This window comes from Calothrix anomala FACHB-343, from assembly GCF_014696435.1.
GTDB classification, from domain to species: Bacteria; Cyanobacteriota; Cyanobacteriia; order Cyanobacteriales; family Nostocaceae; genus Aulosira; species Aulosira anomala_A.
The window spans coordinates 60235-77181 of the sequence record NZ_JACJQG010000025.1 but is presented as its reverse complement, the minus strand read 5'-3'; the positions used below and the strand labels follow the sequence as shown (position 1 = coordinate 77181).

The 16947-nt window shown below is 41.7% G+C and carries 15 protein-coding genes and 1 tRNA gene; 12 read left to right on the top strand and 4 right to left on the bottom strand.

The genetic code is table 11. The features are described 5' to 3' along the window. Window positions 1–31 precede the first annotated feature (31 nt). The gene (locus H6G08_RS16145; RefSeq protein WP_190544520.1) at window positions 32–394 is read left to right on the top strand and encodes an ArsR/SmtB family transcription factor; all 363 of its coding nucleotides are present in this window, start codon (window positions 32–34) and stop codon (window positions 392–394) included. A gap of 67 nt (window positions 395–461) precedes the next feature. On the opposite strand, the gene psbA is transcribed toward H6G08_RS16145, so the two are convergent. Both psbA and H6G08_RS16135 read right to left on the bottom strand, forming a co-directional pair. After that, window positions 462–1544, bottom strand: a complete 1083-nt coding sequence (psbA, locus tag H6G08_RS16140; RefSeq protein ID WP_190544517.1) for a photosystem II reaction center subunit D1 — start codon at window positions 1542–1544, stop codon at window positions 462–464. A gap of 317 nt (window positions 1545–1861) precedes the next feature. Continuing rightward, window positions 1862–1934: transfer RNA gene (locus H6G08_RS16135), tRNA-Ala, on the bottom strand. A 71-nt stretch (window positions 1935–2005) separates the two neighbouring features. Here H6G08_RS16135 and trhO point away from each other — a divergent pair. Next, entirely contained in the window at window positions 2006–2911 is a 906-nt protein-coding gene (gene trhO, locus H6G08_RS16130) for an oxygen-dependent tRNA uridine(34) hydroxylase TrhO (protein ID WP_190544514.1), read from the top strand. 90 nt (window positions 2912–3001) lie between these two features. Here trhO and H6G08_RS16125 read toward each other — a convergent pair whose 3' ends face one another. Continuing rightward, complete coding sequence (locus H6G08_RS16125; protein ID WP_190544511.1) at window positions 3002–3475, bottom strand: TspO/MBR family protein; 474 nt, start codon at window positions 3473–3475, stop codon at window positions 3002–3004. On the opposite strand from H6G08_RS16125, the gene H6G08_RS16120 reads away from it, so the two are divergent. The 6 genes from H6G08_RS16120 to H6G08_RS16095 all read left to right on the top strand — a co-directional run bounded on the left by H6G08_RS16120 (window position 3474) and on the right by H6G08_RS16095 (window position 8890). After that, a complete protein-coding gene (locus H6G08_RS16120) occupies window positions 3474–3653 on the top strand; it encodes a hypothetical protein (protein ID WP_190544508.1) in 180 nt (59 codons plus the stop codon). The genes H6G08_RS16125 and H6G08_RS16120 overlap by 2 nt on opposite strands. A 402-nt stretch (window positions 3654–4055) precedes the next feature. Then, entirely contained in the window at window positions 4056–4625 is a 570-nt protein-coding gene (locus tag H6G08_RS16115; protein ID WP_190544623.1) for a DUF3611 family protein, read from the top strand. 89 nt (window positions 4626–4714) lie between these two features. Continuing rightward, window positions 4715–6163 carry a DUF3370 domain-containing protein gene (locus H6G08_RS16110; protein WP_190544504.1) on the top strand — a complete coding sequence of 483 codons (1449 nt, stop codon included), beginning with the start codon at window positions 4715–4717 and terminating at the stop codon, window positions 6161–6163. Between the two features lie 255 nt (window positions 6164–6418). Then, window positions 6419–6838, top strand: coding sequence for a BlaI/MecI/CopY family transcriptional regulator (locus H6G08_RS16105; protein ID WP_096642420.1), 420 nt, complete (start codon window positions 6419–6421; stop codon window positions 6836–6838). Next, the gene (locus H6G08_RS16100) at window positions 6835–7677 is read left to right on the top strand and encodes a M56 family metallopeptidase (RefSeq protein ID WP_190544502.1); all 843 of its coding nucleotides are present in this window, start codon (window positions 6835–6837) and stop codon (window positions 7675–7677) included. The genes H6G08_RS16105 and H6G08_RS16100 overlap by 4 nt, the downstream gene beginning before the upstream one ends. Window positions 7678–7945: 268 nt before the next feature. Further along, the gene (locus H6G08_RS16095; RefSeq protein ID WP_190544499.1) at window positions 7946–8890 is read left to right on the top strand and encodes a ribonuclease Z; all 945 of its coding nucleotides are present in this window, start codon (window positions 7946–7948) and stop codon (window positions 8888–8890) included. Between the two features lie 231 nt (window positions 8891–9121). Here H6G08_RS16095 and H6G08_RS16090 read toward each other — a convergent pair whose 3' ends face one another. After that, window positions 9122–9742, bottom strand: a complete 621-nt coding sequence (locus H6G08_RS16090; protein ID WP_190544496.1) for a hypothetical protein — start codon at window positions 9740–9742, stop codon at window positions 9122–9124. 525 nt (window positions 9743–10267) lie between these two features. Between H6G08_RS16090 and H6G08_RS16085 the strand changes: the two genes are divergently transcribed. The 4 genes from H6G08_RS16085 (at window position 10268) to H6G08_RS16070 (ending at window position 16897) form a co-directional block, all read left to right on the top strand. After that, complete coding sequence (locus tag H6G08_RS16085; RefSeq protein WP_190544490.1) at window positions 10268–12718, top strand: GNAT family N-acetyltransferase; 2451 nt, start codon at window positions 10268–10270, stop codon at window positions 12716–12718. 478 nt (window positions 12719–13196) lie between these two features. Next, window positions 13197–14456, top strand: a complete 1260-nt coding sequence (locus H6G08_RS16080; protein WP_190544488.1) for an HlyD family secretion protein — start codon at window positions 13197–13199, stop codon at window positions 14454–14456. A gap of 125 nt (window positions 14457–14581) precedes the next feature. Then, window positions 14582–14857, top strand: coding sequence for a hypothetical protein (locus H6G08_RS16075; RefSeq protein ID WP_190544485.1), 276 nt, complete (start codon window positions 14582–14584; stop codon window positions 14855–14857). A 45-nt stretch (window positions 14858–14902) separates the two neighbouring features. Then, entirely contained in the window at window positions 14903–16897 is a 1995-nt protein-coding gene (locus H6G08_RS16070; RefSeq protein WP_190544482.1) for an ATP-binding cassette domain-containing protein, read from the top strand. Window positions 16898–16947 lie beyond the last annotated feature (50 nt).

Genomic DNA, 16947 nt, shown 5'->3' with positions numbered 1-16947 from the left:
TATTTTTGTGCTGACTGATTAAATATTACCTATGCTAAAAACAAAATCATTTCAGACTGAACCAGTAGTCATTGCGGCGGTGGCTGAGTATTTCAAGGTGCTATCAGAAGTGAGTCGGCTACAGATATTGATCTGTCTTAAGTCAGGCCCGATGAATGTTATGGAAATTGCAGATGCAACTGGTTTAGGACAAGCAAATCTATCTAAGCATCTAAAAGTATTAACTCAGGCTGGGGTGTTATCTCGTCAGCCTAAAGGGACTAGTGCGTTTTACGAGATTGCCGATCCGATGATTTTTGAACTGTGTGAGATAGCTTGTAATCGGATTAGCGATCGCATTCTGCAACAAGCAGAAAGTCTCAAAGCTATACGTAGCAATACAGCAGTTTTTTAATAAAAAGCACCCTCACAAAAAGGGTGCCAATGATTATGAACCAGAGGAGAGATCGAGGAATTACCAATTAGCTGGCGATGGTTGGTGCTGTGAGCGCGATTGGTTGAGCCTCACCACAGGCTAAGTCTAAGGGGAAGTTGTGGGCGTTGCGTTCATGCATCACCTCAATCCCTAAGTTGGCGCGATTGAGTAAGTCAGCCCAGGTGGGAATTGTCCGTCCTTCACTATCTAACACCGAGTTATTAAAGTTAAAGCCATTCAAGTTAAATGACATAGTACTTACACCCAAGGCTGCAAACCAAATCCCAACTACAGGCCAAGCAGCCAGGAAGAAATGCAACGCCCGCGAGTTATTAAAACTGGCATATTGGAAGATTAACCTGCCAAAATAACCATGTGCGGCGATGATGTTATAGGTTTCTTCTTCTTGGCCAAACTGGTAGCCAGTATTTGCAGATTCAATTTCTGTTGTTTCCCGCACCAAGGTAGAAGTCACTAGGGAGCCGTGCATTGCTGAAAATAAAGCACCGCCAAATACCCCTGCAACCCCTAGCATGTGGAACGGATGCATGAGAATGTTATGTTCCGGCGAGAACACAATCATAAAGTTGAATGTGCCGGAAATACCCAGCATCATGCCATCAGAAAAGCTACCTTGCCCAATGGGATAAATCAACAATACTGCTGTTGCTGCTGCCGCAGGTGCAGAAAATGCCACAGGAATCCAAGGACGCATACCTAAGCGGTAACTTAATTCCCATTGACGACCCATATAAGCATATACGGCAATGAGAAAGTGAAAAATAATCATTTCGTAAGGGCCGCCATTATAAAGCCATTCATCTAAAGAAGCGGCTTCCCAAATCGGGTAGAAGTGCAAGCCAATGGCTGCTGAAGTCGGAACTACAGTTGCACTAATAATGTTATTGCCATAGAGTAGTGAACCGGTCACAGGTTCGCGAATTCCATCTACATCTACAGGCGGCGCAGCAACGAAAGCCAAAACGAAAACAATCGCCGCAGTTAAAGCTGTAGGAATCAAGATGACTCCAAACCAGCCTACGTATAGCCGATTTTCTGTACTAGTTACCCAGTTACAAAAACGATCCCATAAACCAGCGCTTCTGCGCTTTTCTAGAATTGTTGTCATTGTTAAATAAGTGCGAATGTATGGTTAGATATCGCGTAGCCAGTTATCTCAGCTACATTTTTATTATATAACTATAAAGTTATTAAATAGTCAAGCGATAAGAAAGTAATCTGATAAGCTTGGGATGTCAACAGCCCAAGAGCCTATAGGCACTGTGGGTGCTAGCCTAGCTGTAGAGAGTAATGTGTTTGATTACAGGTGCGATCGCTGTTTTGACAATCAAGCATAAAGAAAATATTTTCATACCTGCTGGTATGCGCAATTGGTCGCGAAATTAGTTAATGTGTGAGCTGCACTTCAGTACACTTAAGAGTTAATGGAGGTTAGCGGACTCGAACCGCTGACATCCTGCTTGCAAAGCAGGCGCTCTACCAACTGAGCTAAACCCCCGTAAAATTAAAGAAGTAGGTAATTAAGCTACCTCTAGTATATTACCTGAATATGGTGACTTTACAACCAGAATGAAGCAAGAAAATCTCTTAGTTGTGGCAACACTTTATAAATTCGTCAGTTTGCCAGATTTTGCCGAAATGCGAGACCCTTGGTTGTCTTATTGCCAACAGCAAGGTATTAAGGGCACAATTTTGTTAGCACAAGAAGGCATTAACGGCACAATTGTTGGTTCTCGTCAGGCGATTGACGCAGTTTTGGAATTTCTGCGTTCAGATCCTCGTTTGGCAGACTTAGAACACAAAGAATCTTACACAGAAACTCCGCCATTTGAGCGGATGAAAGTACGGTTAAAGTCAGAAATTGTCACTTTAGGATTGCCGGAAGTCGATCCTAATCAACAAGTGGGTAATTATGTCAGTCCTCAAGAATGGAATGAGTTAATTTCTGACCCTGAAGTAATTGTGATTGACACCCGCAATGATTACGAGGTGAATATTGGCACTTTTAAGAAGGCACAAAATCCGCAAACTCACTCATTTCGCGAGTTTCCCGATTATGTCCGCCATAACCTTGACCCCAGTAAACATAAAAAGATAGCCATGTTTTGCACTGGTGGTATTCGCTGCGAAAAAGCCTCATCTTATATGCTATCTCAGGGCTTTGCCGAAGTTTATCACCTCAAAGGCGGTATTCTCAAATATTTAGAAGAAGTTCCTGCCCAAGAAAGCTTGTGGGAAGGAGAATGCTTTGTCTTTGATGAACGAGTAGCTGTGCGCCACGGCTTAGAAAACGGTAGCTATGAGATGTGTCAAAGTTGTGGTCGCCCAATTTCTGCAGTAGATAAGACTTCACCTCAGTATGAAGCAGGTATTTCTTGCCCCTACTGTTTTGACAGCCTTACGGAAGATAAAAGAGTACGTCAGCAGGAAAAAAGGCGACAGTTTCTCCTTAAAAGTAACCGCAAAAATAAATAATTACAAGGGATTGGGCATGGGGCATTGGGCATTGGTGAAGATTTATCTCCCTTGTCCTCCTTGTCCTCCTTGTCTCCCTCGTCCTAGTGCTTAGGCTGCTTGGGGATTGAGGTTAATCATCTGCCAGGTGGTATAAGTACCGATGGGACTCCAAATTAGGTAGGGAAGTAATAATAAAGCTGCCCAACCGGAAGTAGTTAGAACTGCCAGGGTTAATAGTAAACCGATAATGAAACCTGTACCGCCAAGAATTGTACCGATTTTTAGGCTACGCAGGCGGAACATTACAGGTGTATAGGCAATAGTCACAATTTCTAGAAGTAAGTATAGAGCCATCATTACCCAAGTTGCGTCACTTCCTGGGTTTTTTTCCCAAATAATATAAGCTGACCAAGCACCACAGATAAAAATTACAGTCCAAATAATCGGAATTGCGGCTTCAAAAGTTAACCAGTTAGGTCGTTGCAATCGCTGAAACCATTTGCGATCGCTTGGCGTAATCAAATTAGCTGCTAAGGCAACTACGAAAGCTACGCCGCCTATTACCATCCAAGATCTAATCATGCTGCTTTATCCTTTGCGATCGCTAGCAACTATCGAAATTTCATACATTCAAGTCCAATATTGGCAATTTCGCCATGTTCTCTCATCATCCTTGAGTTTGATAACTCGCCTCAGTCAGAGATATTTCCCAGTTTGCAAATGGGCATTGGGCATTGGGCATTGGGCAAAAGTCAAATAGAATTCTTAATGCGCGAATTTTGCGGAAAGTCTGAGCGCCGGCTTCCGGCGATCAGAACTTTCCAAGAGAGAATTTTGAATTGTTTGTCCTCCTTGTCCTCCTTCTCTTTCATACATAGCGATGAAAATTTTTTCATCCAGATTACCTCCGTTCCTTTGTTACATAGCTATTGATGGGGAAAGGTTGTAAGGTTTTGGAGTCAACCGTAATTCCCGCGTGGAAATTGTCACAAAAACCACATTTATTGTCAACTGGTTCCCCAAAGGACAATTAGGTAATTCCAGATAGTTGCGATTGTATTTCTCTGGATGTGGTAGTGATTCTGTCTAGGGGTGGGGGTATGAGAACAGCTTGCAGAAATATGCTGAAGGTAGGGGAGGAAGTAATCTGATGGAAAGTAATATGCAAACTCAATCAGAAACAAGAGCGATCGCGCCAGAAATTCAAAGCATCGCTAATACTATTCGTATTACAGGGTGGATCGCTTTTTGGATACAGTTGGGACTGGCTGTGGTTTCTGGCTTAACTTTATTGTTTGCTGCTACTGGTCGAGGTTTTGCTGAACAACCAATCGCAGGTCTTGGGGTGGGCATTTTTTGGGCTGGATGTGGAATTCTTGTATTATTATTTAGCGTTTATTGGGATTTTCGTTATACTCGCATCGGTAAACGTTTAGGAAATATTAATCCGGCGCTTCATCCTAGTAAAGCAGATACAGTTAAAGTAATTCGCTGGGGAATTATCGCCGCTTTAATTGGTATGCTTTTAAATCTTTTAGGCGCTGGTTCTACTATAGGAGTGTTAGTTGCAAAATCTATCTCCCAACCTCCAGGAGTAGCTATTACAGATCCTTATAAAATTATTCGCGCCCTTGATGTATTTGTAGCAGTAGCAAATATCAATGGAATTGCAGCACATTTTGTTGGTACTATCTCGTCACTGTGGTTATTTGAGCGCGTAAATCAACATTAAAAATTCAGAATATCAGAAATATCCTTTTAGGAACTTGTAGTTACAAAAGGTCATCCTAAAGATTAAAGTTCCTGAGAGTATCAACACTCATGCCAGCGCCTCAGCCTCAGTATAAATTACCTATATTTATCTGCTTATTTTTATTAGGAGTTACACTTACTCAAGTTTTTAGACCGGGAGTTTTTAACTTTAATAATGAAGGTAATAATTCTCAAGTAGTTGCTCAAAGTTCACCTAAGCCAACACCTCAAATAATTGTGCAAGCTGGTGAAGTCCGTCCTTTACCTGGAAAGCTGGATAATATCCCCGTATTTAATAGCAATAGCCCAGAATGGGTGAAACAAGAGGGTATTTTACTGTCTACATTTCCCCCAAATGGTAAAAAAGTCCCAGGCGCTCATCTGAATTTTCCGTTTCAGGGACGCTTTGATTTATTTGCCCATCATTATACTCACACTCCTAAAGATTTACAGACTCTCTACCTGGGTGTGATGTTGCATAATCCTGGTAAGCAACCTGTAACAGTGGATGTTTTACAAGCAGCAAGTTATTTATTGAAGGATGCGCCTTTTGCTACTTTAGCGCCCTACATCGAAAATAATGATGGTAAAGCTTTTTCCGGGCCTGGTGCGCGTGCGGTGAGTGATGTGTTGCGGGGAGTACGCCAAGCAGAGTTTCCAGCTAAGTTGATTATTCCACCAGGACAAAGCCGATTATTGCTGAATCATGGCATTGAGGTAAGAAATTTGGCAAAGCCTGTCAATGGTCGGTCTACTTTTATGCGGTTACGTAGTAGTGGAAAAGTTTATGCTGCTAGTTTGGCAATGTATGCCAAGAAAAATCCTGATGGGAGCGATCGCGCTCCTAGTTTAACAGAATGGCAAGCTTTACTCAATAATGGCAACTTTGCCGGCCCCAGAGATAAAACTCCCACTCCTCCCAATGCTACAGGCGGTGTGCTAATTTATGGGCGTGTAGCAGGCGTCTCTAGCGGTTCCCAATGGCAAGCTGTACTGACAGATAATACTAAAGCGCAAACTCTGACTATTCCCCAACGTGGTGAGGCAATTTCTTATGCTATTGGTAGCTTACGCGGTGGTCAATTGGGTAGCGGACAAATTCAAACTGCAAAAATGTTAGTACGCTATCCAGATACAGCTTATGAAGCTCATGGTAATTATGGAGTGGAATACAATCTCACTTTACCCTTAAGTAATAAAACTAAAGAAAATCAGAAAGTTACTGTCACATTAGAAACACCATTAAAAGAAGATAAATTATCCCAAGGTGGTCTGCGTTTTCGTCAACCATCCTTGGATTTTCCCTTTTTCCGGGGTACGGTGCGATTGCGCTATTTAGACGAGCAAGGACAACAAAAAACGCGCTACGTACATTTATGGCACAGAACAGGCCAGGTTTTAGAACCTTTACTCCAGCTAAACCTAGCGCCTGGAAGTCAACGTAGAGTGCAGGTAGATTTAATTTATCCGCCAGATTCAACACCACCACAGGTTTTAACTGTGAGAACTTTAACATAAGCTATTCTGCTTTTAAGTTGCACAATGCATCGTGAGGGCTGTTGACGGTTGACCGTTGACCGTTGACCGTTGACCGTTGACAGGTGTGGTAACTTGATTATCTGCCAAACTGGTGCTGATGGTTGTCGGCTGCTGTTCAAGGAACGGAAAAAGTCTGTATTGTGAAAGAAAGACAGACTCAACCTCAGCTAATCAAATTCACAATGGAATTGCGCGTTTAATCTACTTACCCACCATCTCCAATGGAAAATTTATATGGCTCCATTACCCGACTACCGACCTAAACAGCTATCTGTAGGCCCTTTAGAAGCAGAAATTTTACAAATCATCTGGGAATTGGGTTCAGCGACAGTTAAGGATGTACACGATCGCATTTTGTCCGATCCCAACCGAGAATTAGCTTACACCTCTGTTACCACCGTGATGCGCCGCCTCACCGATAAAGGTTGGCTAGTCTGCGATAAAAAAGGTAAAGCATTTTATTGGCGTCCCTTAGTTACAAAACAGCAAGCAGAAGTAATTAGAGCGCACGAGCAATTGCAGCGATTTTTGGCGGTAGGTAATCCCGATGTCGTGGCTGCTTTTGCTGATAGTCTGGATGAAACAGCCAGCGAACAAATAGAAGCGATCGCAAAACGCATTCAAGCCGCAAGGCAGGCTAGGGAGGGGAAATGATACATTTAATCATGATTTTGACTGCTGTGGCAGTGGCTTGGGGGTTAAGATCCTCTTGGAATGGTTCTCAAGGTAATTGGAATTTGCGCTGGCGGCGATCGCTATTTTTATTTCTCTTCCCCCCCTTGCTACTATTAATGACTGCGATCGCTGTCCTCTGTATGGGGCCTCAAGGTAAAATGGCAGGGATGTATACAGGCTGGGGTAGTTATCTCCTAGCTCTGTGTTATCTGGGAATTTTTAGTATTTTCTGTATCAAAATTACCATTCAAGGCTGGCAGTCTGTCCAATCTGCGCGGAACTGTCCCTTAGTAAATTTTGGTCACAGACAAATCCGCCTCTTAAACACAGAAGCACTCTTCGCAGGTCAAATTGGTTTTTGGCACCCCGAACTAGTAGTTAGTCAAGGATTATTGCAAACACTTTCCCCTGAACATTTAGAAAGTGTTCTGGCGCACGAACAAGGTCATTATCATTACCGAGATACATTTTGGTTTTTCTGGCTGGGTTGGGTGCGTACTTGTACCGCCTGGTTACCCAACACAGACTCCTTGTGGGAAGAATTGCTAGTATTGCGCGAACTCCGCGCCGATGGATATGCAGCCAGCAAAGTAGACCCCTTAGTGTTAGCAGAATCGCTGCTCATGGTAGTTAGTAATACACCAGTATTATCAGATATTTGTTGTGCTGCTTTAGGTTCGCCCACAGGCGATCGCTTAGAACAGAGAATCGAAGCCCTTTTAGCACCACCAGAACCCATCCCCGCAGTTAAATTGCATTCCTGGCATGGCTTTCTGCTAGCATTTTTACCCTTATTAACTGTGATATTTCACACCTAAATCCAATCGCGGACTGGGATTGAAGAAGGCAGAAAGCAGAGGGCAGTCTTGATGAAACAAATTTCATCGCCATGTATGAAAGGACAAGGGGGACAAGAAATTTTAGATTTTAGATTTGCGATTTTGGATTCCAATCTAAAATCTAAAATCTAAAATCCAAAATCCAAAATTGTTTCAATGCCCAATGCCCAATGCCCAATGCCCAATGCCCAATGCCCCATAATAAAATAAAGTATCCAAATCAGCCAAAGGAAAACTAAAAAACGCTGTGCAGATCACATTTTTAGGGACAAGTTCCGGCGTACCCACAAGAGCGCGTAATGTTTCCAGTGTTGCCTTAAGATTACCCCAAAGGGCAGAACTGTGGTTATTCGATTGTGGCGAAGGTACTCAGCATCAACTATTGCGGAGTGAACTCAGAATCAGCCAACTATCCCGAATTTTTATTACCCACATGCATGGTGACCACATTTTTGGCTTGATGGGATTGCTAGCTAGTTGTGGCTTGGCGGGAAATGTCGAAAAGATAGATATTTACGGGCCGCCAGGATTAAATGAATATATCCAATCGGCTTTACGTTACTCCCATACACACTTTTCTTACCCGGTAAAAGTTCATGCTGTCCGTCCGGGGGTAGTTTATGAAGATGATGAATTTACGGTTACCTGCGGCGCTTTACATCATCGGATTACAGCTTTTGGCTACCGAGTCGCGGAAAAAGACCGCGCCGGACGCTTTGATATAGAAAAAGCGAAGGAATTGCAGATTCCCCCAGGTCGGATTTACGGTCAACTCAAGCGCGGTGAAACCGTTACGCTGACAGATGGCCGAGTAATTGATGGTAAAGAATTATGCGGGCCTACAGAGATTGGCCGTAAGATTGCCTATTGTACGGATACCGTATTTTGCGAAGGTGCAGTGGAATTAGCACAGGATGCAGATGTGTTAATTCACGAAGCGACTTTTGCCCATCAAGATGCAGATATGGCATTTCAAAGGCTACATTCCACTAGTACAATGGCAGCACAAACAGCTTTAGCGGCTCAAGCACATCGCTTAATCATGACTCATTTCAGCCCGCGTTATGCTCCAGGCAATAGTATAGAATTGAAGGATTTGCTACAAGAAGCTAGAGCAATTTTTCCCAATACTAATATGGCTCATGATTTCATGGTTTATGATGTACCCCGGCGGCGTGAGGCAGATGAATAATTCAAAATTCAAAATTCAAAATTCAAAATTCAAAATTCAAAATATTTTAAGCTGGGAATGTCAACCACCACTGAAAATTTACTCAGTGTCAATAAAGGGGTTTTAAACCCTTGAATGTACAATATAGCTGTAGCCAGATAGATTAGGACATCAACCTAAGATAAAACCCTGACAATAAAAGGCTTTTAAGTCTGTCAACAGTCAACAGTCAACAGTCAACAGCTATAAATGCTAATTTAAATAACTTGTTAAATATAAATTTAGCATTACTAATTCTGCTTCTTCTTCTGGCATTTCTAGATATTTTAAACCAATATATCTGCCATCATTACCAGATGGAAATAAATCATATCCGCCATCAAAAAAAGGCAACTTTTGATAAAAATTTTCAGATTCTTGAACAGTATTTAAGGCAATTCTTCCTTGAAATCCCAAGTTAAAACTATGTAACATCGCAAATGTTAAAAGAACTGTACCCACTCCTTTATAATTCCTTCTGCCGAGAATCGCTGCACGGTTCCAAGGTGCTACAGTTAATAAGTGAACATAAATTAAATTTTTATCTACATCCAACCGAGAATAACATTTATTAGTTTGGAGAATAATTATACCTTGCGCGATCGCATCGTATTCCAGAACATAAACTTCATAAATATCTGGGTTATTTAAATATTTGTGTATATCTAAATCCCGATCCCAACAATTGTGATTTCTCAGTTGGGGTAGCCATAGTAATTCAATATCTTGAATATGTTTGCCAGAAATAGGTACAATCTTGGCGGGCACATATTCATTATGAACATTGTGGAAAATTTTGACAGACTCTTCTACTGCTGATGCTACTGATAACATAAGCCTATTTAAAGTTAAATGCAAATATTGTTAATGCTTTGAAAACAGCAAATATATTTGCAACTAAATTTGCGGTTTCAAATAGTTTCTATAAGTATTATTATAGGGATTTACTTAGGCAGTAATATTTCGTTTCAGTGAAGTTTTGATTAGTAATTGACAAATCTGCGGATAGAAAACACACTTTTTCAATCCATCACCACATTTATCGTCAAAAATATTACTTCTATTAGTAAAAATACTGATAAAAAATAGTTCTGTACCCGTTTAGGGACTTCCGGCTAAAAAAATATACTATCGCTTTTTTGGTAAAGGGGAAGGGAGCAAGGGGAGAAAGAAAATATTCTCTGTCGTAAATTGGATAATTGATTTTCTGGAAATACCTGAAAGAAAAAATAAAACAGACTCATCTATAAGAACATTCGGTGTAATTGCGGTTCTCTATTTTCTAAATTACGTGAAAAGCTGGGAGCGATCGCATAAATATTTTTCTAGGCGTGCAACTATTAAAAGGCTGACTCATCAATGTCTTCATCCGCAAAAACACCGTCAGGATACTCATTCCGTCAAGGCACTGTTGCAGAATTACAAGCGCACCACTCTAAATACTCTGGTTGGGTAATTATTTCAATATCTATCTTGGCAATAGTTTTCAGTATCAGAACAGTTTTAGAAGCATTTGTCAAGCGATTAGAAATAAATCATAAAGCATATTTATTTGAATATGGCAAACCGCCAAAGCACTTCCTTGATTGGCAAATAATTTCTTCAGCCATCAAACCAAGTGATTTTCTTGTGTTTTTATCAATGGGTAGTGCAGTTGCCTTTGGCATTGCTATATATAAACTTTCAGAATATTTAATAGCACGTAGCTATACCAAAGATAAAGTATGGTTTGTTGAGTATGAAAAGCAAATTGTTGGTTGGGCATTCATTGTAGTTAAAAGTAACTATAATATCCTATCTAACATTTATATTGAGCCTAAACATCGCAGTCAAGGTGTTGGTTCACAATTACTCTGGCATTGTCTAGAAAATCTCAGTTTACCTGTATATCTAATTTATATTCCTTATCTCAAATCATTTTATGAAAGATTTGGGTTTGTTTCTCTTCCCAATGATGAGAAGCCTAGAGAATTAAAGTTTTCTCCACTCCCTGCAATGGTAATATTGCAACCACCAATTCCCATCAGCGAACATAAATCTACAAGTTTTCCTTTACCGCCAGGGATTTCTATTCGTCCTTTCCAAAATTTTCAAGAACAATGGCAAATTTATCAAACATTTTGGCAGCGACAAAGATTTAGAAAGTCTCTGATTTATATTGCCACAATAATTACTGCACTAGCTGGCGGCAGTTTTGTAGTAATTAGTTTAACTGGAATTATCATCAAAGAATTACTAGGGTTAACATGGCTCGCTGAATTTGATTATTCTGTATTAGATTTACCTGTTTCGGGAATTGCGATCGCACTTTGGTTAATTTCTCTCTTCTTCATCCTGAATCGGTTTATTTTTAAATGGCAAGAGTTACTAATTGAGAAAGATAACCGCCCAATAGGTTACATTCACTTTGGTAAATACAATAACTATTCGATGTTATTTAACTTGCATATTGAGGCACAATATCAACCTCAAGAAATGACGAAGTTGATATTAGCTCGAATTCAGCCGCAAATCACCTTACCACTTTACTGTCTTGGTTGGCGGAGAGATAAACAGTTTTATAATGGATTGGGTTTCATTTCCGCCCATCGTCAAGAACTACCATTAGAATTTAGAATCATTCAATTTAGCGAGCAAGTATATTTCAAACTGACATCCCAAGCAGCGACAAACATATTTAATCAACTACCGGAAACTATTACCGCTATTAGCGCCCATCAAACGGTTCACCCACCAAATCTACCAGTAAAAAAGTCACGCGATCGCAAGTGGTTTTTGATTGGCGATGTAGTCATCTTCCTGGTAATTTACATGCTGACGCCGCTTTGGCAAATACCGCAAATTTACGCTAACTCACAGCCGCAAACTCCCAAACAAGATATCTCCGCTAATCAACCAGCCATACCAGCTTGGAAAATACCGGAACATATTGGAGTTTTAGCGATCGCGCCGGATAACCAAACACTAATTAGCGGAAATTGGGACAACAAAATTCAAGTTTGGGATATTAACAAAAAGAGTCTGCAACAAACCTTAAACGTATTTTCTGGCAAAATTCAATCTATCGCCGTCAGTCCAGATAATCAAAATTTAGTAGTGGGTACATCTACAGGGGTAATTCAAAAATGGGATTACAAAAGCGGCACGTTAAATAAAACATTCTACCCCGCACATTTAGGAGAAGTTAAAGCTTTAAACATCAGCGCCGATGCTCAAATCTTAGTTACTGGAAGTCCCAACGATCCAACTGTAAAAGTTTGGAATTTAGCAGATGGTAACTTACTACAAAAAGTTAATTCTCGCGGTTATGTGTTTGCTTTAGCCACTAGCAAAGACAATCAGAATTTATATATTGCTAGCCTGGGCGGAGTTAAGATTTGGGATTTACGTCAACAAAAATTTGTCCAAAGCTGGGCGGCGCATTCTCGCGAAGTTGAAGTAATCGCCCTCAGCCCTGATGGTAAATTTATTGTCACTGGCGGTAGCGATCGGCAAGACTTAAGTACAATTTGGATGGTGAAAGTTTGGGATGCGCAAACTTTGAAACTATTAAAAACATTACCGGGTTCTTCTACTTTCTTAACATCTTTAACCGTTACACCTGATAGTCAAACAATCATTTTTAACGATTGTTGTTCTACAAATCTATGGAATTGGCAAAATAACAAATATATTTCCTCGGTTGATGGACTAAAACATAATGCTGTCCTCACTCCCGACAGTTTAAATCTGATTGGCGCAGCATCAGATCGCCAAACCATCACTATCAAAGATTTAAATAGTATCTTGCAACTTAAGACAAATCAATAATTCTCAGGGCTATCAGATCCCCCCTACCCCCCTTTTTAAGGCTACGGTGTACACACATCTCTGTGCTAAGTGCAAAATGTAGCTAGATCCCCCTAAATCCACGCCACTTGCTACAACGGGGGGAACCCCCGCAACGCAGGGCTGCCCCTTAAAAAGGGGGACTTTGATTCTCTTCCCCCCTTTTTAAGGGGGGTTAGGGGGGATCAAAACGTTATCGGGCTAGATTATAAGACTTGTGTGTACGCCGTAGGTAAACGGGGAGGGGATTAAAGGGTGGGGTGAAAGGCTTGTGGGGTAAGCGTTTAAACTTAAGTTGACACCAATGAACAGTCCCTAGCCCCTATTTACTAATCTCCCTGAAATATCTGAGTTGTGCAAAACATCTCGGACATACTATAACGTATGTACTCAGGTTGTAAATCTTGAGCCAGCATCATAGTAAGTTCCCGTTGAAGTTTAGTTTTAAACTCAAAAAAATATGGCTCCGCCACTCTCGCCCGCCCAAGAACCTTTTGATACCAGCGCCACATCTAAAGGTAAGCGCAAACTCTCACCGCGTTTATTAATCCCATTAGGTTTATTACTCACAGGTATTGGTGTTTTCACCTCTTATGTAATCACATCTCGTTCTGCAGCTAATACAATCCGAGTTACTGGAAGAATTGAAGGCTATCAAACTGATATTGGCGCTAAAGTTGCAGGGCGCATCACCTCGGTAGCTGTGCGCGAAGGGGATACGGTGCGAGAAAAACAGGTAATTGTTCAGTTAGATGATGCAGAGATTCAAGCACAACTCAAAGGTGCATCTGCGCGTGTAGATGCGATGCAAAAACAAGAAGAGCAAGCAAGATTACAAATCAGTTTTCTCCACAGCCAAATCCAAGAAAATCAAATCAGCTTAAAACAAGCTGTAGAAGATGCTAAAGGACGAATTTTACAGGCGGAATCATCAGTAGCTTCTAGCCAAGCCCAACTCAGTCAAGCGATCGCCAATGTAGAACAAGCCAAATCTGAGTTAAAATTAGCGCAAATGAACCGCGATCGCTACATCAAATTAGTTAAACAGGGCGCTATTACCAGACAACAATTCGATCAAGCCCAAGCAAACTTAGAAAGTGCATTAGCTAATCTCAAATCTCGCCAAGCAGCAGTAACTTCTTATCAAAAATTAGTCAATTCTGCCCAAGGACAATTAACCCAAGCTAAAAGTGTGGGGTACAATTCCTCCATTCGCAACGTTCAATTAAATGCTTCAAAGACGCAATTAGCGCAAACTCAGCTAAAACTCTCTACAGCCCAAGCTGATGTACTTAATGCTAAAGCGGCTGTAGAAGAAATCAAAGCGAAAATTGCTAATCTCACAGTCACTAGTCCAATTAACGGCGTAGTTGTCAGTCGCAGCGTAGAACCTGGAGTAGTTGTCAGCACTGGTAAAACTTTACTTACCTTAATCGATCCTAATACAGTTTATCTGCGTGCTTTTATCCCCCAAGGTATGATTGGTAAAGTCCGTGTTGGTCAACCAGCTAAGATATTTCTAGATTCAGCAATCAAACAACCCCTAACAGCCAAGATTGCGGCGATTGATACCCAAGCATCTTTCACCCCGGAGAATATTTACTTCCAACAAGACCGAGTTAAACAAGTTTTTGGTGTCAAAATTACCATTGATAACCCGGCTGGATTCGCTAAACCCGGAATGCCGGCGGATGCTGAGATTGATCTTACAGCAAATTAGGGGGACGGGGGACAAGGGAAGGGAAGGGGGACAAGGAGGACAAGGAGGACAAGGGGGACAAGGGGGAGGCGCTGTTTTGTGAAATTAGCTTGGACGTTGAGGCTTTTTGCTTGGGAGTTGAGGTTTTGAACTCGGAAGTTGAGGTTTTGAACTCGGAAGTTGAGGTTTTTTGCTTGGAAGTTGCACCTTTGAACTCGGAAGGTGAGGCTTTTTGCTCGGAAGTTGAGGTTTTGAACTCGGAAGTTGCACCTTTTTGCTGGAAACTTGCGCCTTTTTGCTTGGAAGTTGCGCCTTTGAACTCGAAACTTGCACCTTTTTACATGAAAATTCCTCTTTGGAACATCAAACTTCAAGCAAAGGGCGGGGAAACCCCGCCCCTACCCATGATAAATGACCAATGACAATTGACCATTGACCATTGACTATTGACTATTGACCATTGACAAATGACAAACATTGTAATTCGGGTGGAGGGTTTAAACAAACGTTACGGTAAATTAGTCGCCGTGAAGGGAATTGATTTTACCGTCAACCAAGGAGAAATTTTTGGCTTAATTGGCCCTGATGGTGCGGGGAAAACTACGACATTTCATATTTTAAGTGGGGTGATGGAAGCATCAGCCGGGAATATCCAGATATTAGGTAAACTTCCTCGCGATGCGCGTTTAGCTATTGGGTACCTGACTCAGCAATTTTCTCTGTATCTTGACCTTAGTATTGATGAAAATCTCCGCTATAGTGCGGGTTTACGTGAAGTTTCTGAGAATATTTTTGTGCAGCGTCGCAATAAATACCTGCGATTAATGAGTTTAGAGAAATTTGGCGATCGCTTGGCGGGTCGTCTCTCTGGGGGGATGAAACAAAAGCTGGCTTTATGCTGTGCGCTGATTTCTCAGCCGCAAATTTTGTTATTAGATGAACCGACAACAGGTGTAGATCCCGTATCGCGGCGGGAATTTTGGGATGTATTAGCGGCGATCGCTGCTGAGGGGGTGACGGTAGTTGTTGCTACACCCTATTTAGATGAAGCCGAAAGATGCGATCGCATTGCTTTAATGTATGCAGGCGAAATCCAGCAAATTGGTACTCTGTCCCAGTTACGCGAAAGCTTGGGTTTACAGCGTTTAGAAGTTCGCACCAATAATATTGCCGCCGCCGAGCGAGTTTTGCACGATGCTAGTAATAATCTGCAAACATCTATTGTCGATGTGCAAACCTTTGGCGATAGATTAGATGTATTAGTTCGCGATGCTGTCAAAGCAAGCGCCTCAGTTGAGAAAATTTTTGCCCAACAGCAACTACAACTTAATAATATTCAAGCAGCAGATGCAACTCTAGAAAATGTATTTGTCTCCCGTCTCCGTGCATCGGGAAATGACCCGGAATTTATTTCTTTTCCTCGGACAAAAACAGGGGCTAGGGATGAAAAAATAGCTAATGATGCTCATAATTTATCTGTGGCGATTGGTGCCAATAAGTTAAGCAAAGTATTTGGTGATTTTCAAGCGGTTAAAGGTGTAGATTTAGAAATTTCCTACGGTGAAATTTATGGATTATTAGGAGCAAATGGCGCAGGTAAGACGACAATTATTAAAATGCTCTGCGGCTTGCTAGAACCGACATCAGGCAAAATTTCCTTAGCTGGAGAAACGCAGAATTTACGCAGCAGTGCCTTAAGAAAACGCATTGGTTACATGAGTCAAAAGTTCACACTTTACGATGATTTAACTATTATTCAGAACTTAGAATTTTATTGTGGTGTTTATGGCGTCGCCAGACAATTACGTCGCAGTAAAATCGACTGGGTATTGAGAACTTGTGGCTTAGTTGGTAGAGAAAATATGCTTACCGGACAACTACCAGGGGGATGGAAACAGCGAGTAGCCTTTGGCGCTTCCGTGATGCACGAACCAGAGATATTATTTCTCGATGAACCGACATCAGGAGTAGATCCCTTAGCGCGGCGTCAATTTTGGCGGTTAATTAACGAGTTTGCGCGAGATGGAACAGCAGTATTAGTCACCACCCATTATTTAGAAGAAGCCGAACAATGTAACCGCATGGGCTTTATGGTAGCCGGGGAAATGGTAGTACAAGGTTCCCCCAGCGAAATTAAAGCCGCCCAACCCGGCCAGTTAATAGAAATAGTTACAGATAGAACCCAAGATGCCTCTAATTTACTTAAAACACAGTTTGCCCCTTGGCGAGTGTCAATTTTTGGCGATCGCCTCCACCTAGTCCTCGACTATCCCGACGCAGATATCCCCCGAATTCGCTCAATTTTGCAAACAGACCGCATAAATATACAATCTCTCCGTCCAATCCCCTTTTCCCTCGAAGATGCTTTCATCGGCATAGTCCAACGCACAGAGGAAGAGGCAAGGGTGCAGGGGGACTCGGGGCCCCCTTTGGGGATTGGGGGAAGAGGGGGCAGGGGGTAGGTGGACAATTGTACAGACGCAATTAATCGCGTCTCTGACAAATGACAAAT